Here is a 21281-nt window from a genome sequence, read left to right as displayed (position 1 = left end):
AGAGGATCAAGCCGCCGGAAAAAGTTTCCAGCGTCCGGGGCGAAACGCCACCCGGCTTTTCTGCGCCGCGGGGTGGTCGACGGGCAGTTCGATTTCGACCCGCTGGCGCTCTCCGCCGATCTCAAGCTCGACCCGGCGCGTGCCGGCGACGCGGCGGCTGGCGGCGACCGTGCCGGCGATACAGCCGCTGCAGCCGTCCAGCAGTTCGACATCATGCGGGCGGAAATAGAGCGTCGCATCGCCCGAGGGCTCGTTGGGCGCGGCAATCCCGATCGGACGGTCGGCGAGCCAGATCTCGCCATTCTCGACCTTGACGGGAAGCGAGCTTGATTCACCGATGAAGCCATAGACGAAGGGCGAGTTCGGCGTGTCGTAGATATCGTCGGCGGTGCCGACCTGCTCGATGCGGCCCTGGCTCATCACCACGACGCGGTCGGCAAGCTCCAGCGCCTCTTCCTGGTCGTGGGTGACGAAGACGGTGGTATGGCCGGTGGCGTCATGGATTTCGCGCAGCCAGCGGCGCAATTCCCGGCGCACCTGCGCGTCAAGCGCGCCGAACGGCTCGTCGAGCAGCAGCACCTTGGGCTCGATCGCCATGGCGCGCGCCAGCGCCACGCGCTGCCTCTGGCCGCCGGAGAGCTGCGCCGGATAGCGCTTTTCGAGCCCTGAAAGCTGGACGAGGTCCAGAAGCTCGGAGGCGCGACGGCGGATCTCCTGCGCCGGCGGGCGCGACGGTCCGTGCCGGACCTTCAGGCCGAAGCCGATATTGTCCGCCACCGTCATATGCCGGAACAGCGCATAGTGCTGGAAGACAAAGCCGACATTGCGCTCCTGGATCGACTTGTGCGAGGCGTCCTCGTCGCCGAAGAATATCTTTCCCCGTGTCGGCCGCTCCAGCCCGGCAATCAGCCTGAGCAGCGTCGTCTTGCCGGAACCGGACGGTCCCAGCAACGCGATCAGTTCGCCCGACTTGATGTCGAGCGAGACGTCGTGAAGCGCCGGAAACCGGTCAAACTCCTTGCGCACGTTGGCAACGCGAACTTCCATAGTGGTCCCTTTGTCAGTGCCCGCGTGTTGCGGCGATCTCGGCGCCGTAGCGCATCTCGAGAAGTGTTTTCAAGACCAGCGTGACGAGCGCCAGGCCCGCAAGCAATGAAGCGACGGCGAAGGCACCGACGGCGTTGTACTCGTTGTAGAGGATTTCGACATGCAGCGGCATGGTGTTGGTCAGGCCGCGTATGTGACCCGACACCACCGATACCGCGCCGAACTCGCCCATGGCACGCGCATTGCACAGGAGCACGCCGTAGAGCAGCCCCCATTTGACGTTGGGCAAGGTCACGTACCAGAAGGTCTGCCAGCCATTGGCGCCGAGCGAAAGCGCTGCCTCCTCGTCGCCATTGCCTTGTTCCTGCATCAGCGGGATCAACTCGCGGGCGACGAAGGGGAAGGTGACGAAGATTGTGGCCAGCACGATGCCCGGCACGGCAAACAGGATGACGATGCCATGCGCTTTCAGCCAGGTGCCGAGCAGCCCTTGGGCGCCGAACAGAAGCACATAAACGAGGCCCGATATGACCGGCGAGACCGAGAAGGGGAGGTCGATCAGCGTGGTCAGGAAGGCCTTGCCCTTGAACTCGAACTTGGCGATCGCCCAGGCGGCGGAGATGCCGAAGACGATGTTGAGCGGCACCGAGATCGCCGCCACCAGCAGCGTCAGCCGGATCGCCGAGCGGGTGTCGGCACTGCCGAGCGCTTCGGTGTAGGCACCGATGCCCTTGGCGAAGGCTTCGTTGAAGACGATGATCAGCGGCAAGAGCAGGAAAATGCCGAGGAAGGCGAAGGCGACGGCCATCAGAGCCAGGCGCGCAGGGCGGCTTTCCGTGACCGCCGCCGACTGGCTTTCATGATGCGGTTCGTAGGATTTGATCTCCGGGTCAGCCATAGCGCTTGCGGCTCCATGACTGTGCGAGGTTGACGACCAAAAGCATGATGAACGACAAAGCGAGCATGATCGCCGCGATCGCGGTTGCCGCCGGATAATTGTATTCCTCCAACCGAATAACGATCAGCAGCGGTGCGATTTCTGATTTGTAGGGCAAGTTGCCGGCGATGAAGATGACCGAGCCATATTCGCCGACGCCACGCGCGAAGGCGAGCGCGAAGCCGGTGACGATGGCCGGCGCCAGGCCCGGAAACAGGATGCGGGTGATGATCTGGAAGCGATTGGCGCCAAGCGTGGCGGCGGCTTCCTCCACTTCCTTGTCGATCTCCTCCATGATCGGCTGCACGGTGCGCACGACGAAGGGCAGGCCAATGAAGATCAGCGCGATGACGATACCGAGCGGCGTATAGGCTACCTTGATGCCGAGCGGCATCAGCAATTTGCCGATCCAGCCGTTCGGCGCGTAGAGCGTGGTCAGCGCGATGCCGGCCACAGCCGTCGGCAGGGCGAAGGGCAGGTCGACCATGGCATCGACGATGCGGCGGCCGGGGAAGCGGTAGCGCACCAGCACCCATGCGACCAGCGTGCCGAAGACGACGTTGACCGCAGCTGCGACGAAGGCGGTGCCGAAGCTGATTCTCAGCGCATTGATGGTGCGGCGATCGGTGGCGATCGCCCAGAATTCAGGCCAGCCAAGGGCGGCCGAGCGCCAGAGCAGCCCGGATAGCGGGATGAGGATAATGAGGGTGAGGTAGGCAAGCGAGAAGCCGAGCGTCAATCCGAAACCCGGAATTACGCTCGGCTGCCTGAATCGCCACCCCGCCTGGGCGGGTGCTGTGGTCATGTCGTCCTGAATATCGACTGCTTACTGGGGCTTGTAGATCTGGTCGAATATACCACCATCGCCGAAATGATAAGGCTGTGCTTTTTTCCAGCCACCAAACTGTGGATCGTCGATGGTTACGAGCTTGATCGGCGGCAGCTTGGCGAGGTCTTCGGCCGGCACCAGATCGGGCTTGGCAGGACGATAATGGTTCTTGGCGATGATCGTCTGCGCTTCTTTGGAATAGAGCCAGCTCAGATAGGCTTCGGCGACCTTGCGCGTGCCCTTGGCATCGACATTGGCGTCGACCACCGCCACCGGCGGTTCTGCCAGGATCGAGGTCGGCGGGTAGACGATGTCGAAATTGTCGGCACCGAACTCGTCGAGCGCCAGATAGGCCTCGTTTTCCCAGGCGATAAGCACATCGCCCAAGCCCTTTTGCGCGAAGGTCACGGTCGAGCCGCGCGCGCCGGTGTCGAGCACCGGGGCATTGGCGTAGAGCTTGCCGACGAACTCCTTGGTCTTGGCCTCGTCGCCGCCGTCATTGGCGTTAGCGTAGGCCCAGGCGGCGAGATAGTTCCAGCGCGCGCCGCCGGAGGTTTTAGGATTAGGCGTAATCACCTGGACACCGTCCTTGACGAGGTCGCTCCAGTCGTGAATGCCTTTGGGATTGCCCTTGCGAACGAGGAAGATGATGGTCGAGGTGTAAGGCGCTGAATTGTTTTCGAATTTGGTGCGCCAGTCCGGATTGATCTTCTTCGCCTTCGAGACGATGGCATTGATGTCGCCTTCAAGTGCCAGCGTCACCACATCGGCGTCGAGGCCATCGATCACGGCGCGGGCCTGGGCGCCCGATCCGCCATGCGACTGCTGGACGGTGACCGTCTCTCCGGTCTCGGCCTTCCAATGCGCGACGAAAGCTTCGTCATAGGCCTTGTAGAGCTCGCGTGTCGGATCGTAGGACACGTTGAGAATGGTGGTATCGGCAAACGCGAAACCGAGCGTGCCGAACTGGACAGATGTGGCGACCAGTGCGCCGAGCAGTTTCCTGAAATGAGGTTTGGTCATTTCTGCCTCCGTTGAACCCGCGCCAAATCTACCGAATTGGTAGAAATTAGATGCATTCAATGTTGCCTTTTTTGCCCCTCTTGAGAAAATGTTCGACGCCATTTCGCCGTTAGGAGAAATATTTTCCTCTTGCGGCCAAAGGAAGAATCCATGGCCCGGCCACTCAGCCTATCTAGCAAGGGGCGGTGCCGAGGCAAGGTGTGGAATTTGGTCCGGTGCATCAATCGGCGGTGATGGGAAAGTCGAAACGCTGTCTGGCGAACGGTTCGCTTTTCAGCGTGAAGTGCCACCATTCCCTTGCATAGTTCTTGAAGCCGCCAGCGCGCATGGCGTCGACAAGCATCTTGCGGTTTGCCGCCGCTTCACTGGCAAGGCCGCGGTGGGCGGTTTCGCTCATCGGATCAAAGCAGTCGAAGCCGGTGCCGAAATCGAGCGTGTCGGCATCAACCGCGCCACAGGCCGGGTTGGGGCTGGACCTGCGGTCCGTCCGGGCGATGGCGACGTCGACGGTCGAGCCTCGTGAATGGGTCGACAGCTCTCCGACATAGCCGTTGGCGATCAGGTCGCTGCGCCTGACCTTCGGATACCATTGCGGATCGGGCGGCCCGCCCTCGCGCGTCCATTCATTCATGTCGGCGACGGCGCGGGCAGGGCGGTAGCAATCGAACAACACCAGGGTCAAGCCTTTGGCGGCGATCGCTTTCTGGACGGCGGACAGTGCCTTTGCCGCCTGCCCAGTGAGGATGCAGGCCGGGGCGTCATAGCCGTCCACCTTGCGATGCAGGAAATTATCCGATCCGGCGTAGCGTATGTCCTGGCGGATCGAGGGATCGACATCGGCGAGCCGGACAAAGCCGGCGGGCAGGGCATCGGCCAAAGCGGGGAGTGTGGTTGCCGCGATAAGGATTGTTGCTGCCAGTGCTGAGGCTGCTGACGATAGAAGATGGCGCGAGGCACCCCCCTCTGCCCTGCCGGGCATCTCCCCCGCAAGGGGGGAGATTGGCAGCTTTGCCGTTGCGTATTGTCTTTGACAGTTGGCGAAAGCGGAAAGGACATCCGATCTCCCTCCTTGCGGGGGAGATGGCCGGCAGGCCAGAGGGGGGTGCCTCGGAACAGGCATGGGGTGAGTATCCTGCTATCCGCTGAGCCTGTGGAAAGCCAATTCCATGAATCGCTTCTTGGCGCGATCTATTCGACAAACACCTTCACACTCGCCGCACGCCCCGCGGCGTCGATGACGGTCAGCGTCGAATAGCCGGCGCCGTCGGGCTGCCAGGTCGCGGTGCGGCGACGATCGATGCCTACCAGCGGCTTGCCGTTGGCGAGCCAGCGGAACGGCGCCCGGCCGCCTTGCAGCTTCAGCACCAGTGGCGAGGCGTCGGCCGAATTGGTGCCGAGATCGACGCGGGCGCCGTCGGGCGGGAAGATGATGGTCGGTGCGGGTTCGGTCACTGTCGCCTGCACCAGTCCGTCCGGCCCGGCGCCGAAGCGGGCGAGGGTCACCGGGAGGTCCTCGCGCCTGGGGCTGAACACGCCGGGCGGCTTGCCCGGCAAGGGGACGGTGGCGAGGCCCGAGCGGACAAAACCCTCGAAGAGGATGGGAGCCGCCGAGACATAGCCGGATAGGCCGGGCACCGCGCCGGCGTCGGGGCGGCCGACCCAGACACCGAGCACATAGCGGCCGTCGAAGCCTACCGACCAGGCGTCGCGATAGCCGTAGGAGGTGCCGGTCTTGTAGGCGATGCCGCGCTGCAAGGCACCCTCGGGCGGCTTGACGCCCGACAATATGTCGATGATCTGCCAGTTGGCCTGACCGTCGAGGATGGTGGCGCTGGTGCGCTCGGCATTGGCAGGCTCGGTGCCATCATGCAGCGTGTGCGTCTTGCCGCCATTGGCGAGCCCTGTGTAGAGCTGGACGAGGTCGCGCAATGTCACCCCGACGCCGCCAAGACCGATGGCCAGGCCCGGGGCTTCGTTGACCGGCAGTATGGGGCTGACGCCGGCCTGGCGGAAGCGCGCCATCAGCCGCGTTGGCCCGACCGCGTCGAGCACGCGGATCGCCGGCACATTGAGCGACAATTGCAGCGCTTGCCGGATGCTGACATCGCCCTGGTAGCCCATATCGAAATTCTTCGGTCGGTAGCCGGAGAAATCGACGGGGCTGTCGTCGATCAGCGTTTCCTGCGCCACGAGGCCCTGTTCGAAGGCCAGACCGTAGATGAAGGGCTTCAGCGTCGAGCCGGGCGAGCGGACGATCTTTGTCATGTCGATCCAGCCGGAGCGGCTGGCGTCGAAGAAATTGGCCGAGCCGACTTCGCCAAGGATGTCGCCGGTGCGGGAGTCGGCCAGCACCATAGCGACCGACAGGCGAGGGCCGAGCTTGGTGGCCGCGTCCCTCGCCACCTGTTCCAGCCCCTCCTGGACGCTCTTGCGGATCGTCAGCCGCAAGGGCTGGCCGGGGACGGCCTTGGGCAACATCGCATAGGCGGCGTGCGCGGCGAGCGCCGGCAGCGTGCGGCGCAGGTCCGAGACATCGTCGAGGGCGGCCCGTGCGGCCTCGCGCTCGCCGAGCAGGCGGGAGGAGACCATTCGGGTCAGCACCCGGTCGCGGGCGGCGTGGGCGATCTTCAAATTGCGGTCGGGCCGGCGCTTTTCCGGCAATTGCGGCAGAGCGACGAGCAGGGCGGATTCGGAAACGGTGAGCCGTTTCGGCTCCTTGCCGAAATAGGCGAGCGAGGCGGCGCGCACGCCTTCCAGATTGCCGCCATAAGGCGCCAGCGTCAGGTAGCGTTCGAGGATCTCGCGTTTCGACAATCGCCGCTCGATCTGGATGGCGCGCAGCATCTGCTTGACCTTGGAGCCGAGGCTGCGGCTTTCGCGCGGCTCGATCAGCCGGGCAAGCTGCATCGAAAGCGTCGAGCCGCCGGAGACGATGTGGCCGCTCGTGGCGAACTGGCCGGCGGCGCGGGCCAGCGCCAGCACGTCGACACCTTCATGGTCCCAGAAACGCTTGTCTTCGTAGGTGACCAGCATGTCGACGAACTGCTTGTCGACCTGGTCGAGGCGGGTTTCGAGCCGCCAGTAGCCGTCCGGCGTGGCAAAGGCGCGCAACAATTCGCCGTCGCGATCCTGGACTTCGGTGGAGACCGTGAGTTCGGCTGGAAGCGGGGGTGGGAAAGCACGGTCGAGTTCCCAGAGGCTGGCTGCGGAGAGCGCCAAAAGGCAGGCGCCCCCTGCGGCTCCAATAGCGAGTTTGCGAAGTATCTTCATGGCTGGAAAGACGCCCCCTCATCCGGCCGCTTCGCGGCCACCTTCTCCCCGATGGGGAGAAGAGACTGGCGCCGGCGCTGGTCGTCTCCTCTCCCCTCGGGGAGAGGTCGACCGAGCGAAGAGGAGGGCGGGTGAGGGGGCACTTTGCTTATCGCGTCCATCACCATCGGAGCCTTACGGCGCCTTGACCTCCATCATGCCGGTGGCGGTGCGGGCCGAATATTGCGGCCGGTACATGTCCTCCACCGTTGCCGCCGGGTGCGCATAGGTACCCGGCGTCACCGCGCGCACGACATAGGCGAGTGTCAGATTGTGGTCATGATCGCCATCGGCCGGGTTGAACGCCGCGACGAAACGGTCGTCGCGGAATTCGAGATGGGCCGCATCGGTCTGCGCCAGCCAGGAGAAGTTCGTCAGCTGGGCGCTGGAGACCAGGCCGGGATTGTCGATCTCGAAGCCGGCCGGCAACAGGTCGGTGACCAGCAGGCGCGACGGCCATTTGTTCTGCTCGTTGACCTTGAGCACGACGACATAGCGTTCGTTCTGCGTCGCCTCGGTGACATTGGCCTCGGTGCCGTCGAGCTTGTAGTAGGTGCGGCTGATGGTGAAGCCGTCGCCGCCGGCCGGCAAGGGCTGGACCGGCGACGCCACGGTGGTAACGACTGCCTGCAGCGGGGTCTTGCCGGTGTTGGCGATGGTCAGCGGGCTGTCGGCCAGGTCAGAGCCTTCCACCTGGTTGGAGTAGCCGCCGGAATGCGCCGCGCCATTGACGGCCAGCGTGATCGAATCATTGCCTTCCTTCAGCGCGCGGGCCGCAAGCAGCATCCAGGATTCGTCCTGGGTGCTGGTCCAGCGGGCTTCGGCGCGTTCCCTGGTCACCAGCTTGATCAGTTCCGGCACGATTGTCGGCACCGGCTTGGATTCCGCCGCCAGCGCCAGCATCGCCGCGCCATCACGCAGCCGCGAACCGTAGTCGGAGCGGTAGTAGTCGTAGTCGGTGGTGGACTTTGCCAACTGCAAGGCAGTCTTGAAGGTGGCTTCGGCGCGCGGTGTATCGCCGTAGAGCGCCAGGCTTGCCGCCAGCTGGGCAACGGCCATCGGGCTTGAGAAAGCTTCGAGCTGGGTGTCCGCATAGTAGCGCAGGTCGCCGATCGAGGCCTTCTTGTTGCGGGCCAGAACGTAGAGGGCGTAGGCGATCTCGCTGCCACGGTCCTGGACGCTCTGGTCGTAGCCGAGCGAGTTCTGCAGATTGCTCAGCGCCTGGTTCATGGCCAGGCTCGGCACGTCGTATTTCTGCTCGCGCGCCCTGGTCAGGAAGTCGGTGACATAGGCATCGAGCCACAGATCGCCGGAGCCCGGACCCCACAGGCCGAAGCTGCCGCCCGAAGCCTGGTAGCTCAGAACCTTGTAGATGGCGTCCTGGATGCGGCCATGGATATCGGGATCGCTGGCCATGCCGATGCCGGATGCCAACTCATTGACGTAGAGAAGCGGCATGGCGCGGCTGGTGGTCTGCTCGGCGCAACCATAGGGGTAGCGGTCGAGCGTCATCAGCAGCGACGGCACGTCGAAGGCGGCGGCCTGCGAAACGCCGACGCTGACGGAGGCGCCGTTGAGCAGGCTGGCTGCCAGCAGTTCCTTGTCGACGCGCAGCGCTCCGCCATCACCTTTGAGGTCAACCACCAGCCGGGTGGTCACCGGTAATTGCGCCGGGCGCACCGGCACATAGAGCGTCTGCTCGACCTTGGTGCCGTCGGCATGGGCGAGCTTGATGGTGAGCGAGGCATTGCCGGCCGTCTGAGCGATCAGCGGCACGGTCAGCGTCTGGCGCTTGCCCTGGGCGAGCGTCAGCTTCTGGGGCAGGGGCTTGTCGCCGGTCGACAAGTCGCCCGTCGTTTCGATCGAGAACGCATAGTCGCCAACCGGACCATCGGTGTGGGCGACATCGAGGCGCATGACGGCGGCGTCACCAGGCGCCAGGAAGCGCGGCAGGCCGGCGGTGATCACGATGGGATCGCGCACGATGACATCGGACTGGGCGTGGCCGACCGCATCCTTGGTCCAGGCGACGGCCATGACGCGCACGGTGCCGTTGAACTGCGGGATGTCGAAGTCGACCCGCGCCTTGCCGTCGGCATCGAGCTCGACGATACCGGAGAAGAAGGCGACCAGCTTTTCGGTCGGCGGGCTGCCTTGCGCCTGCATGTTGGCGCCGTCGCCGCCGGTCCTGAGCTTGCCGGTGTTGCCAAGCGAGCCGTCGATCAGGCGGCCGTAGATGTCGCGGATTTCCATGCCCAGCATGCGCTGGCCGAAGAACCAGCTCTCCGGGTCCGGTACCTTGTAGTTGGTCAGGTTGAGGATGCCGACATCGACGGCGGCAACCATGACATAGGCATTGCTGCCCGGCTGCACGCCGGCGACCGAAACCGGGATCGACAGCTGCTGGCGCGGCATGGTCTTGTCCGGCGGCGTCAGGGTGACCGCGAGCTTCTTCGAGCCCGGATCGACCTTCAGCCATTTCACGCCGATGGCGCGCGCCGGCATGCGCGTTTCCTGCGCCTCGCCCGGCCGGAACAGGGTTGCGGTGACATAGGCGCCGGCGCCCCAGTCGTCGCCGACCGGGATGTCGACGGTGCTGCCGCCGGCCGGCACGGATGCCGTGACGGTCTTCAACAGCTTGTCGGAACCGATGTTGATGAGAAGTTCGCCGGCAAAGTGCGGCGAGACTTTCAGCCTGGCCACTTCGCCGGCGGCATAATTGTCCTTGTCGAGGGCGATTTCGAGGCCGTCAGGCGTTTCGGTGGTGGTCGAGGAGACATACCAGCCGGCATCGAACTCGTAGCTTGTCGCCGGTCCCTCGGGATCCGATGTCTCGACTTCGAGGCGGTACTGACCCCAGTCGACCGGCACGGAGACCGTTGCGTCGCCGTCGGCGCTGAGGTCGACCTGGCCGTTGGCGATCGACTTGGTGAAGTTGACCGGCTCGTAGTTCCAGGAATTGTTGGAGCGGTACCACTGGTAATTGCGTTCGACCTTGACCAGCGTCCACTGCGCGCCTTTCAGCGCCTCGCGCTTGCCGTCGGGATCGACGGCGATCAGGCTGAACTTGGCGGTGCCACCCTGCGGCACTTCATTGTCGGCGAAATCCGGACGGATGCCGATCATATGGCCTTGCGGGCGGATGCCGATGTTGAGCGAGCGCTCTATGGCGCGGCCGCCGGATTCGCGCATCCTCACCGTCACCTTGGCGTCGACCAGCTTGGTGGTCGAGGGCAGTTGGTCGACGGAGACCGGGAAGGTCACCTTGCCGTCATCGCCGACCACCGGCAGATCGGCGAGGGGGGTGACCGTGGGTTCGGCCGACTGCTCGTCGGCGAGACCGAAGGAAAAGCCCTGGAAGCGGTCCCAGTCGCGCGACGTCGACAGCGTCAGCTCGCCTTCCAGCGCCAGGCCCGCCGCCGGCGCGCCATAGAGGAAGCGGCCGTCAATGTCGATGTTGGCGGTTTCGCCCTGGGCAATCTCCTGCTTGTCGGCCTTCATGTCGAATTCGATGCGATCCGGTACGAAATCCTCGACCAGGAACATCTGGCTGGCCACCGCCGGCTGCTTGGGATCGGTGTAGATCGACACCGACCAGGTGCCGCGCATGGCGTTGGGTGCGAGGGGCAGGTCGACGGCATGGCCGCCGGCGGAGGCGCCGTCGCTGACGATGCGGCGATCCTCGACACCGTCGGGACGCGAGAAGATGAAGGTCAACGGCAGGTTTTCGACCCCCTTGGCGGCGCCGTCGCGGGCAAGGGCGGCGACATGGACATCCTCGCCGGCGCGGTAGATACCGCGTTCGGTCCAGGCATAGACGTCGAGCGCGCCGGGCGCCGCGCGTCCGGTGACGCCGCGGTCGGACAGGTCGAAGCCGGCCCGGCCCATGTCGAGGAAGACGAAATCATTGTCGCCCTGCTTGGCCATCAGCACGGCCGGGACCATGCCGCCGTCGCCGCGCGTCAGGCCGGGGTTGAAGACGGCATGGCCGTCGGCATCCGACGTCGCCGTGCCGAGAACCTCATTGTTCCTGGCAACCAGCGTCAGTTCGGCGCCGGCGATCGGCTTGGCGCTGCCCAGCGAACGGGCAAAGACATTGAGCCCGTCCTGGCCGGTATAGGTCGACAGACCGATGTCGGAGACGACGAACCATTGCGTGGCCATCGAATTGTAGTCGTCGCTCTTGTCGTTGACGGCCTGGGCGGTCAGCACGTAGACGCCGGGCTTGCGCTGCGGCAGCGCCTCATCAACCGGGAAGGAGGTGGTGACCTCCTTGTTGAGATCATTGGCGATGTCGAGCTGGCCTTGCCAGACCGGCGCGCCCATCTGTTCGGAAATGTTGGAGATGTCGTAGCCGTCGAGCTGGTGCAGGAACTGGTAGCCCGACAGAAGCTGGGCCAGCGAACGATCGCCGATGCGGTAGAGCTTCATCTCGGCGGCGTTCATGTTGACGGTGACGACGGGAATGCCGCGGCGCGCGCCGGCCGGCAGCACGAAGCTGTCACCGGTGAAGCGGGCGGACGGTGCGCGGTCCTGCACATATATCGACAGCACCACGGGGGCCGCGGTCACTTCGCCGATTGCCGCCGGCAGGCCGGCGCGGAAGGTGACGTCGTAGTGCTGGCCATGCTCCAGTCCTTCGACGCAGATTTGCTTGTCCTTGGCCTCGACGCCCTTGGGTGGCGCGTTGTCGACGGTGACGAACTGCGCGTAGTCGACGCCGGTCTTGACCAGATCCTCGGAGAATTGCGCGCAGATGCGCGGCGCGCTGGTGTCGGCGTCGACGGTATGGTCGATCACGCGAAAACCCTTGCGGGCCTTGAGATCGGCATAGTCGGCCTGGACCGCCGGCGAAGGGTTCAGCGCAAGGCTGGCCTCATAGGCCTGCAGCGCCGGCCGGTAGAGATCGCGCTTGTCGAGCCCATTGCCGAGCAGCGCCAGCACTTCGGCGCGCGTCTTGGCGGTGCGCAGCAATTTATAGGCATTGAAAGCGGCCGACGTGCCGTTCGCCGGCAAAGTGGATGCTTCGGAGGTGCTTGCGGCGGGCTGAACGGCCAGCGTTTCACGCGCCAGGTTGAGCCAGAGCTGGCCATCATCGGGCAGCACCGAGACCGCGGCCTCGTATTTCAGCATGGCGGAGCGGTGATCGCCGGTCAGCACGGCCTGTTCGGCGGCGTTATGCAAGGCAGCCATGCCTTCTGTAGGTCTGTCATAGGCCGGGCCGAGCAGCTTGTTGCGGTATTGCTGGGCCTGATCGGCCATCCAGTTGGGGAAGAAAGCGAGTTCCGGCGGCGCGCCGATATCAGGATCGCCATCGATGTTGACGACCTTGCCCGCGACCGCGCCGTTGAAGGTTTTCAGCTGGTTGTAGTCGGATTTGAGGAAGCACCATTTGGCTTTTTTGTTGTAGGTGAAGGCGCGGCAGGCCGGGTCTCCCAGGCACGTCGTCTTGCACTGGTCGATTGTCACATTCTGGTCGGACCTGAGATCAAAGCCGAAATAGTCGGAATTGTCCGTTGTCGCTATTCGCCGGGCCTCGGCCGCTTGCGCGGCGCTGCTCCAGGCCAGGACATTGGCCCAGGCGAAAAACAGAAGAATCAGGATAGACAGACCACGAGCCGCGCGCATTGCCATAACACCCCTCCAGACACAGCTGACGTCCGGGCATGATCAAGCTTCAGTCAGGCTTGTCAACACAAGGACGCGGCAGGGTTCCGCCTGCCAGCGGTTTCCTTTCCGGCCGATGACCGGTAGTACCTCCATAGGACAGGGGATCACGCATTCTTGCGGCGACGCAAAAGGTGTGAATTCCAAGCCCGCCCTATTTCAGACAATTGGATTGTGGCCCCTTTACGAGCGCTTCAGAACTTCATTCCAATTTTAGTTTTGTAATCTAGGTTGTCTTAATGCCGGCGCATGAAGAGCAGATGTCAGGAGGTCGCGCGCCAGGGCGTGCGCTTCCGCGCGCCCTGCTGCTGGCCATGATGTGCTCGACCGTGCTCGTCGCCGAATCGCGCCCGGCGGCCGCTTTCGAGCTTTTCGGCATCAAGCTGTGGGGATCGTCCAGCGACGAGGATGCCGATATCGTCGATCCCCTGCGCTACGCCGTGACCATCAATGCCCCCGACGCCGACAAGGATCTGGTCAAGAAGCTCGAAAATGCCTCGGCGCTGAAGAGTGACGAGGAGCGTCCGGTTTCAGGCTCGCTCGGGCTGATGGCCAAGGCGCGCAGCGACCGCGAACAGCTTGTCGCCGCGCTTTATGCCGATGCCCGTTACGAAGGCGTCGTCACCGTCACCATCGACGGCAAGCCGCTCGACGATTTGCCGCCGGATGCCGAATTCAAGGGGCCGCAGCCGGTTCCCGTGGTCATTGACATTGCCACCGGGCCGAAATTCACCTTGGGCAATATCCACCTTGAGGGCGATGCGGCAGGACTGATGAGCGCCGATTATGGCCTGATATCAGGCGGCGACGCCGGATCCGGCGCGGTGCTCAAGGCCGAGGCGCTGATCGTGCGGACGCTGAAGGAGCAAGGCAGACCGCTGGCCAAGGTGACAAACCGCCAGATCGTCGCCGACCATGCGACCTCGACGCTCGACGTGACGCTGACGGTCGCCGCCGGACCGGTCGCCGGCTACGGCCCGACCACGGTGGAAGGCACCGAGAAGGTCGACCGTGACTTCACCGAATACATGACCGGCCTCAAGCGCGGCCGGCAATATTCGCCGCAAGAAATCGACGACGCGCGCGACCGGCTGCTGGCGCTCGAGGTCTTCAACAGCGTGACGTTCAAGGAAGCCGACACGCTCGATGCCGACCGCAACATTCCGATCGGCGTCCAGGTAAGCGAGCGCAAGCCACGCTATTTCGGCGTCGGCGGCACTTTTTCCAACACCGAGGGGCTGGGCCTTGAGGGCTATTGGGGCCACCGCAATTTGTTCGGCCGGGCCGAGAAGCTGCGCATCGAGGGCAAGATCAGCGGCATCGGCAGCAACGATCTCGGCGAGCTCAACTACAATGCCGGCATCATGTTCGAAAAGCCGGGCGTGATCGGGCCGGCATCGAAGTTCTTCGCCAGCGTCAAGACGGTGCTCGAACATCCTGACGCCTACGACCATTTCTCGGTCAAGGGCAGTACCGGGCTGTCCTACGAACTGACGAAGAAGCAGACGGTTTCGGCGGAAGTGGCGCTCGACTATTCCCGCATCCACGACGCTTTCGGCAAGCACAAATACCTGATCGCCAGCATTCCGCTGCAATATGTCTACGACAACCGGGACAACCGGCTGAACCCGACAAGCGGCTTCCGGGTGCTGGCCTATGCCGAGCCCAGCTACGACATTTTGAGCGGTGCGGCGTTCCTGAAGCTGAGGGGCGAAGGATCGGCCTATCAGTCGCTGGATTCGGCTTCGAAGTTCGTCCTGGCCGAACGTGTCGCCATTGGTTCGATCGTCGGCACCAGCCTCGAACATGTGCCAGCCGACCGGCGCTTTTATTCCGGGGGCGGCGGTTCGGTGCGCGGCTATGCCTATCAGGGCATCGGACCCAAGGACTTCACCGGCCAGCCGATCGGCGGCCTGTCATTCTTCGAAACCTCGGTCGAGATGCGCATCGCCATCACCGATACGATCGGCATCGTGCCGTTCGTCGACGCCGGCACCGTGTCGACCAAGTCGGTCCCCGATTTCGCCGATGTCAAGGTCGGCGCCGGCGTCGGCCTGCGCTATGTCACGCCGTTCGGGCCGTTGCGCATCGATGCCGCCGTGCCGCTCAACCGCGATCCGGGTGACCCGCATTTCGGCATCTATGCCGGCATCGGACAGGCATTCTGAGCGATGAAAACAGTCTGGCGCATCCTCCGCATTGTTCTCTACACGCTGCTGATCGTGGTTGCGGGAGCGATCGGCGCGCTGGTCGTGCTGACCAAGACCGAGCGCGGCCGCGACAATCTCGCCGGCATCATTTCGCGGCTGGCTTCGAACGACGACCGCAAGATCACGGTCAGCGGCATAGACGGCGTCTGGTCCGGGGCGCTAAGCGTCGACCATGTCGTGCTGGAGGACCGCGAGGGCGCCTGGCTGGTGGCGCGCAAGGTGGCCGTCGACTGGTCGCCGCTGGCGCTGCTGTCGAAAAACTTCAGCGCCGACCGTATCGCTGCCGAGCGTATTGAGTTGGCGCGATTGCCGGTGGCCAGCACGCAGCCAGCGCCGAGCGGGGGCACGGCGACGCTGCCGGTTTCCATCGACATCAAGCAGATCGATCTGCCCGAGATCGCGCTTGGCCAGCAACTGGCCGGCAGCGGCATCGCAGAGCTTGCGGCCAAGGGATCGGTCAAGGCCGATGCCGCGCCACTGGCGGTCGAGACGGTGCTCAACATCACCCGCCATGACGGCAAGCAAGGTAATGTCGACGCCAAGATCCACTTTGCGCCGGCAGACAACAGGCTCGATCTCGACCTGAAGGCCTCGGAGCCGGCAGGCGGTATCATCGCCAACCTGCTCAAGCTGCCCGACACGCCGCCGGTCGACATAAATGTCTCGGGCACCGGGCCGCTCGCCAATTGGAACGGCATCGGCACGTTCTCAGTCGACGGCAAGATCGTCACCCAGCTGACGGGCCGCCACCAACTGACCGACAAGGGCAATCATATCGAGGCCAAGGGCGACGGCGATTTCGCTCGCTTCCTGCCTGAGAATCTCAAGCCGCTGTTTGCCGGCAAGACCAGTTTCGACATTGCCGGCACCGCCACGTCGGCCGGTGGCGTCAGTGTCGACCGCGCCAACATCGACAGCGATGCCGTGCACGGCACCGCGACCGGCATTGTCGATCCTGCCGGCGCCAGCGACCTCTCGGTCGAACTCGCCGCCAAGGGGCCGCCCGTGGTGATCAGCGTCGGCAGCAAGGCGCAGCCGATCACGCTGGCGATCAGCAATGCCACCGCCCGCGCCTTCGGCGACGGCAAGGCGCCGATCATCGACGTCGGCGCCTCCTTCGTCTCCATCGTCGCCGGCGGCACGCGGCTGGATGATCTGGCGGCCCAGATCCATTCCGACGGTTTTGACATCCAGAGCCGCGCCGGGCCGGTCACCGTCAAGCTGGAGGCGGGCGGCCTCAACACCGACGTGGCGACGCTGGCGCCGCTGATCACCGGCAAGATCGATGTCGATCTGGCCGGGTCGGTCAGCAAGGACGCCATTGCCATCGACCAGGGCACGCTGCGTTCCGACGCGCTCAACGCTTCGCTGACCGCGACGGTGGCGCTTGCCGACCTGTCGATGCAGCTGAAGATGAATGCGGATGCCGTGGCGACGGCCTTTCCGTCGCAGATCGCCTCGGTGCTCGGCGCTAGGGTGAAATTCTCGGCCAGCGCGGCCCGCGACCCGCAAGGGTCTTTCGCCGCCAACTCGATCGAGTTCACGTCCGGCACGCTCAGCGCCGCCGGCACGGCCAGCATGCAAGGCACCGACATCCAGGCCGACATCAAGGGCAAACTGGGCGACGTTTCCGTGCTGTCGCCGACAGTCGGCGTGCCGGTCGCCGGTGGCGTCGATTTCGCGCTGTCGGCAAGCGGCGCCATGACGGCGCCGGATTTCACGGTTACCGCCGACAGCGACAGCCTGACCGCCTCGGGCCGCACGGTGAAGACCATCAAGCTGACGGCAAGTGGCAAGGCCGATATCACCAGTCCCGCCGCCAACGTATCGCTGACCGGCTCCGTCGACGACCAGCCGCTCGACATCAAGGCAGCGCTGGTGACAAGCGAGGGCAAGCGTTCGATCAACGGATTCCTGGTCTCGCTGGGCGACAACAAGGTCTCGGGCGATCTCGCGCTGGACGACAAGTATATGCCGCTCGGCACGCTGACGCTTGATGCACCTGCCATCGACCAGCTGGCCGCACTTGCCGGCCAGGCGATAACGGGCGACATCGACGGCACCATCCGCTTCGCCAAGGATGGCGACGCGCCCTCCGTCGCGATCGATGCCAAGAGCACGTCGATCGCGCGCGGTGAGGTGACGGCCAAGGCCATCACTGTCAATGCGCTGATCGCCAATTATCTCAAGGCGCCTGCGATCGCCGGTTCGATCAAGGCCGGCAGCGTCACGTCGGGAACCACCGAAATCGGCGATATCGGCGTCGACCTGAAGCGCGATGGCGACTGGACCAATTTCACCGGCGGCGCCACCATAGCGGGCATTCCGGCAACCGCTGCCGGCCGGGTGAAGATCGCCGACGGCACGACCAGCGTCGAGATTGCCTCGGGCGAAGCCACTGTTCGCGGCATCAAGGTGGCAATCGCTCAGGCGTCGACACTAAGTATGGCCAACGGCACGACCAGCATCGAGAAACTGGCTCTCGATGTCGGCGGCGGTTCGGTGACGCTGTCGGGCACTGCCGGTCAGACGCTCGACCTCGCGGCGCAATTTTCGGCACTGCCCGCGGCGCTCGCCAATGAATTTTCGCCCGGCCTCGATGCTGTGGGCACGCTCAGCGGCACGGCTGGTGTGACCGGACCGCCAGCCGCTCCCGATGTCCGCTTCAATGCGCAACTGACCGGAATCGAAACCAGCCAGACCCGGCAGGCCGGGCTCGGACCGCTCGCCGTCGATGCGGCCGGCAGCTACACGATTGCCGGCGGCGTGATGCTCGATCAGGCGACGCTGACCGGCGACAAGATTTCCGGCAAGGCGACCGGCACCCTCAACCCGAACGGCGCCAGCGATTTTGTGCTCGATCTCATATCATCCGGCCCCAGCTTGCCCCTGACTGTCGGCAGCGCCGAGAGCCCGGTCAAGATCGAGGTCCAGTCCTTGTCGGCAAAGGTGGCGGGCGAGAGCACGCGGGCCCGCCTGGATGTCTCCGCGATCCTGCCCTCGATCGTCACCAGTCCGGCGAGGGTGGACGGGCTTGCCCTGGCGTTGCATTCGGATGCGTTCGATCTCAAGAACCGTGCAGGGCCGGTTTCCGGCACAGTGTCGGTGGACAAGGTCGGTCTCGACAATCCGGTGATCGCGCCGCTGATCGCCGGCAAGGTCACGGCAGCCGTCAGCGGCCGCCTGACGGCCGACCTGTTTGCCATCGACAGCGGCTCGCTCAAGAGCGATGCGTTGAACAGCCAGGTCGCCGGCCAGGTATCGCTGCGAGACGGTGCCATCGACCTCAATCTGAAGGCGGATGCCCCATCGTCGGCCTTGCCGGCGGCGGCGCGCGGCATGCTTGGCGAACGCGCTGAGATCAGCGCCACGCTGAAGCGCGATCCCAAGGGCAGCATCAACATAGGCGGATTGAAGTTGACCTCGGGTGCGCTGACTGCCGACGGGCAAGCCAGCCTTGCCGACAACAAGGTGGCCGCCGACATCAAGGGCGCGCTGAGCGACATCTCTCTGCTGTCGAAGGATGCCAAGGGCGCCATCGCCTTTGCGTTGAACGCACAGGGGCCGGCCACCGCGCCGGACCTGTCACTGACGGTCGACAGCGACAGGCTGCTGGTGGCGGCGCGAGAGATCACCGGGTTGAAGCTGACCGCCACCGGCAAGGCCGATGCCGCCAATCCGGCAGCCAACGTGCAACTGACCGGCAATGTCGCCGGCCAGGCGCTGCAAGGCAGCGCGGTGCTGGCGACGGCTGACGGCAAGAGCGCCATCAACGGCCTGCTGCTGTCGCTGGGCAAGAACAGGATCTCCGGCGATCTGGCGCTGGACGAGAAGTTCGTGCCTGTCGGCACCATCGCGCTCGACCTGCCCGATATCGGCCCGCTGGCGGCACTGGCTCTGGAAAAGGCCGAAGGCGACGTACGCGGCACGATTGCCTTCTCGAAGAATGGCGCAGCACCCCAGGTCGCCATCAAGGCGGCGACAGCGTCGATTACGCGCGGCGACCTGCAGGCGAAAGCCGTCTCGATCGATGCGCTGGTCGCCAACTATCTGGCGGCGCCCGTGATCTCCGGAAAGGTCCGCGCCGACACCGTCATTTCGGGCGGCACCGTGATCAGAGGCATCGATGTCGATTTGAAGCGTGACGGTGACTGGACCGGTTTTTCCGGCGGCGCCACAGTCAAGGGCATTCCGGCACAGGCTGCTGGCCGCGTGCAAGTGGCCAACGGCACGACGACCATCGAGCTTGCCTCCGGCCAGGCGACAGTCCAGGGCATCAAGGCTGCCATCGCCCAGGCCTCGACCGTCAGCATCGCCAATGGCACGACGACGCTGAACAGGCTGGTGCTCAACCTTGGCGGCGGTACGGCGACGGTAACCGGCAAGGTCGGCGCGGCGCTCGACATCAACGCGACGCTGGCGCGGGTGCCGATGTCGCTTGCGAACAGTTTCTCGGCCGGCCTTGACGCCGCCGGCTCGATTTCGGGCACGGTGAAGGTGACGGGCGCGCCGGCCAGCCCTGCGGTCGCCTTCACTATCGATGCGGCGGGCGTGCAAACATCGCAGACCCGAGGCGCTGGTGTCGGGGCGGTGAGTGTTTCCTCGTCGGGCACCTTCGGCGCCAACAAGCTGACCTTCACCGCCAATGTCAGCGATGGAGCCGGCCTTGGCCTGAAGGGCGGCGGCAGCGTGACGACGGCCGGCACGCCGGCGCTGGTGCTCGACTTCAATGGCGCCGTGCCGTTCGGCCTGCTCAGCCAGAAGCTCGCCGCGCAGGGCATGTCGCTGACGGGCACGGCCAATGTCAACGTGCAGGTGCGCGGTCCCGCGACATCGCCCGTCATCGGTGGCAGCGTCAGCACCTCCGGTGCGCGCCTTGTCGATGCGCGCTCCGGCCTCGCCGTCAACGATCTCGCCGCCGATGTCTCGATTGCCGGCGGCGTCGCCAGGATCAACCGGCTGACCGGAACGCTGTCCACGCGCGGCAGCCTGTCGGCCAGCGGCACGGTCGGCATCAACCCGGCGCAGGGTTTTCCGGCCGATTTGTCGATCAAGCTGGTCGACGGCCGCTATACGGACGGAAGGGTGGTGACCGCCAATCTCGGGGGCGACCTGACGATCAAGGGACCGCTGACCTCCGCACCGGTCATTGCCGGCACCGTGAATCTCGCCAAGACGGTGATCACGGTTCCGGACAAATTGCCGGGCTCGCTGGCGGCGCTCGACGTCAAGCACAAGAACGCGCCAGCTGCGGTCAAGGCACAGGACAAGGCGCTGCGGCCGCCGACGACCAGCGGCAAGGGCGGCGGTAGCGGCCTTGCGCTCGATGTCACGGTCAACGCCCCGAACCAGATCTTCATCCAGGGCAGGGGCGTCGATGCCGAACTTGGCGGCTCGCTCAGGCTGACCGGCCCGGCCTCGTCGCCGCAAGCGGTCGGCACCTTCACCTTGCAGCGCGGACGGCTGTCGATCCTCGGCAAGCGGCTGACCTTCACCGAAGGCACGGTCGGGTTTTCCGGCTCGCTGGTGCCCTATCTCAATTTGACGGCGACCACGACGACGACCGGCGCTACCGTCACCATCGTGGTGTCAGGCGAGGCGACCAATCCGAAGTTCACCTTCTCCTCGGTGCCGGCGCTGCCCGAGGACGAGGTGCTGGCGCAATTGATCTTCGGTCGCTCGATGTCGAACCTGTCGCCGCTGCAGATCGCCCAGCTCGCAGAGGCCGCCGGGCAACTGGCCGGCGTCGGCGGCTCGACGTCGCTGCTGGAAAACCTGCGCAGCGCCATTGGCGTCGACGATCTCGACGTCACCACCGACGACCAGGGCGGCACGGCGGTTTCGGCGGGCAAATACCTCAACGACCGCACCTATGTCACGATCCAGAAAGGCGACAAGCCGGGCTCGGGCAAGGCTACGATCGACCTCAATGTCGGGCGCGGCGTCAAGCTGCGCGGCGAGGCCAACGATGCCGGCGAAGCCAAGGGCGGCATCTTCTACGAGAAGGAATACTGATAATTCGGCAGGGCTTTTGGCCTCATGATGGATCGATTCTGGCGCTGTTCGGGCTGGAGTAAATGTCTCAGTTTAATCGACTATCGAGATTCCAGAAGAATCCATCGGACAGTAGCAAATTTGCGCCAAGACTGTCGTTATCACGCGAACCGCTCCCCTTTCAAAGTTGCACATTCCCTAACATGTTCTCAATCCACGCCGTCTTTGACATCATGGCCTGGATGCGGAATGTTAAAAGGCGGAA

The 21281-nt window shown here is 64.7% G+C and carries 9 protein-coding genes; 2 read left to right on the top strand and 7 right to left on the bottom strand.

Annotation, left to right across the window (positions count from 1 at the left end):
• Positions 1–6 precede the first annotated feature (6 nt).
• The 7 genes from NKI99_RS15045 to NKI99_RS15015 form a co-directional block, all read right to left on the bottom strand.
• Positions 7–1047, bottom strand: coding sequence for a sulfate/molybdate ABC transporter ATP-binding protein (locus tag NKI99_RS15045; RefSeq protein ID WP_023813221.1), 1041 nt, complete (start codon positions 1045–1047; stop codon positions 7–9).
• A gap of 13 nt (positions 1048–1060) precedes the next feature.
• Positions 1061–1945 carry a sulfate ABC transporter permease subunit CysW gene (gene cysW / locus NKI99_RS15040; protein ID WP_127270916.1) on the bottom strand — a complete coding sequence of 295 codons (885 nt, stop codon included), beginning with the start codon at positions 1943–1945 and terminating at the stop codon, positions 1061–1063.
• Positions 1938–2789 (bottom strand): sulfate ABC transporter permease subunit CysT, encoded by an 852-nt coding sequence (gene cysT, locus NKI99_RS15035; protein ID WP_013530875.1) that lies wholly within the window; start codon positions 2787–2789, stop codon positions 1938–1940. Before cysT ends, cysW begins: the two co-directional genes overlap by 8 nt.
• A gap of 21 nt (positions 2790–2810) precedes the next feature.
• On the bottom strand, positions 2811–3836 hold the full coding sequence (locus NKI99_RS15030) for a sulfate ABC transporter substrate-binding protein (RefSeq protein WP_127271865.1): 1026 nt from the start codon (positions 3834–3836) through the stop codon (positions 2811–2813).
• A gap of 220 nt (positions 3837–4056) precedes the next feature.
• The gene (locus NKI99_RS15025) at positions 4057–4713 is read right to left on the bottom strand and encodes a M15 family metallopeptidase (RefSeq protein WP_502895930.1); all 657 of its coding nucleotides are present in this window, start codon (positions 4711–4713) and stop codon (positions 4057–4059) included.
• Positions 4714–5024: 311 nt separating this feature from the next.
• A complete protein-coding gene (gene pbpC / locus NKI99_RS15020; RefSeq protein WP_352611326.1) occupies positions 5025–7106 on the bottom strand; it encodes a penicillin-binding protein 1C in 2082 nt (693 codons plus the stop codon).
• Between the two features lie 174 nt (positions 7107–7280).
• Entirely contained in the window at positions 7281–12779 is a 5499-nt protein-coding gene (locus NKI99_RS15015; protein ID WP_352611325.1) for an alpha-2-macroglobulin family protein, read from the bottom strand.
• Positions 12780–13051: 272 nt separating this feature from the next.
• Between NKI99_RS15015 and NKI99_RS15010 the strand changes: the two genes are divergently transcribed.
• Together NKI99_RS15010 and NKI99_RS15005 are read left to right on the top strand one after the other, a co-directional pair.
• Positions 13052–14980: an autotransporter assembly complex protein TamA gene (locus tag NKI99_RS15010; protein ID WP_352611324.1), complete on the top strand. Its 1929-nt coding sequence runs from the start codon at positions 13052–13054 to the stop codon at positions 14978–14980.
• Between the two features lie 3 nt (positions 14981–14983).
• Complete coding sequence (locus NKI99_RS15005; RefSeq protein ID WP_352611323.1) at positions 14984–21037, top strand: translocation/assembly module TamB domain-containing protein; 6054 nt, start codon at positions 14984–14986, stop codon at positions 21035–21037.
• Positions 21038–21281 lie beyond the last annotated feature (244 nt).

The sequence above is a fragment of the Mesorhizobium sp. M0239 genome (genome assembly GCF_040321815.1).
Classification (GTDB): domain Bacteria; phylum Pseudomonadota; class Alphaproteobacteria; order Rhizobiales; family Rhizobiaceae; genus Mesorhizobium.
This window is presented reverse-complemented; position numbering and strand designations above follow the sequence as displayed.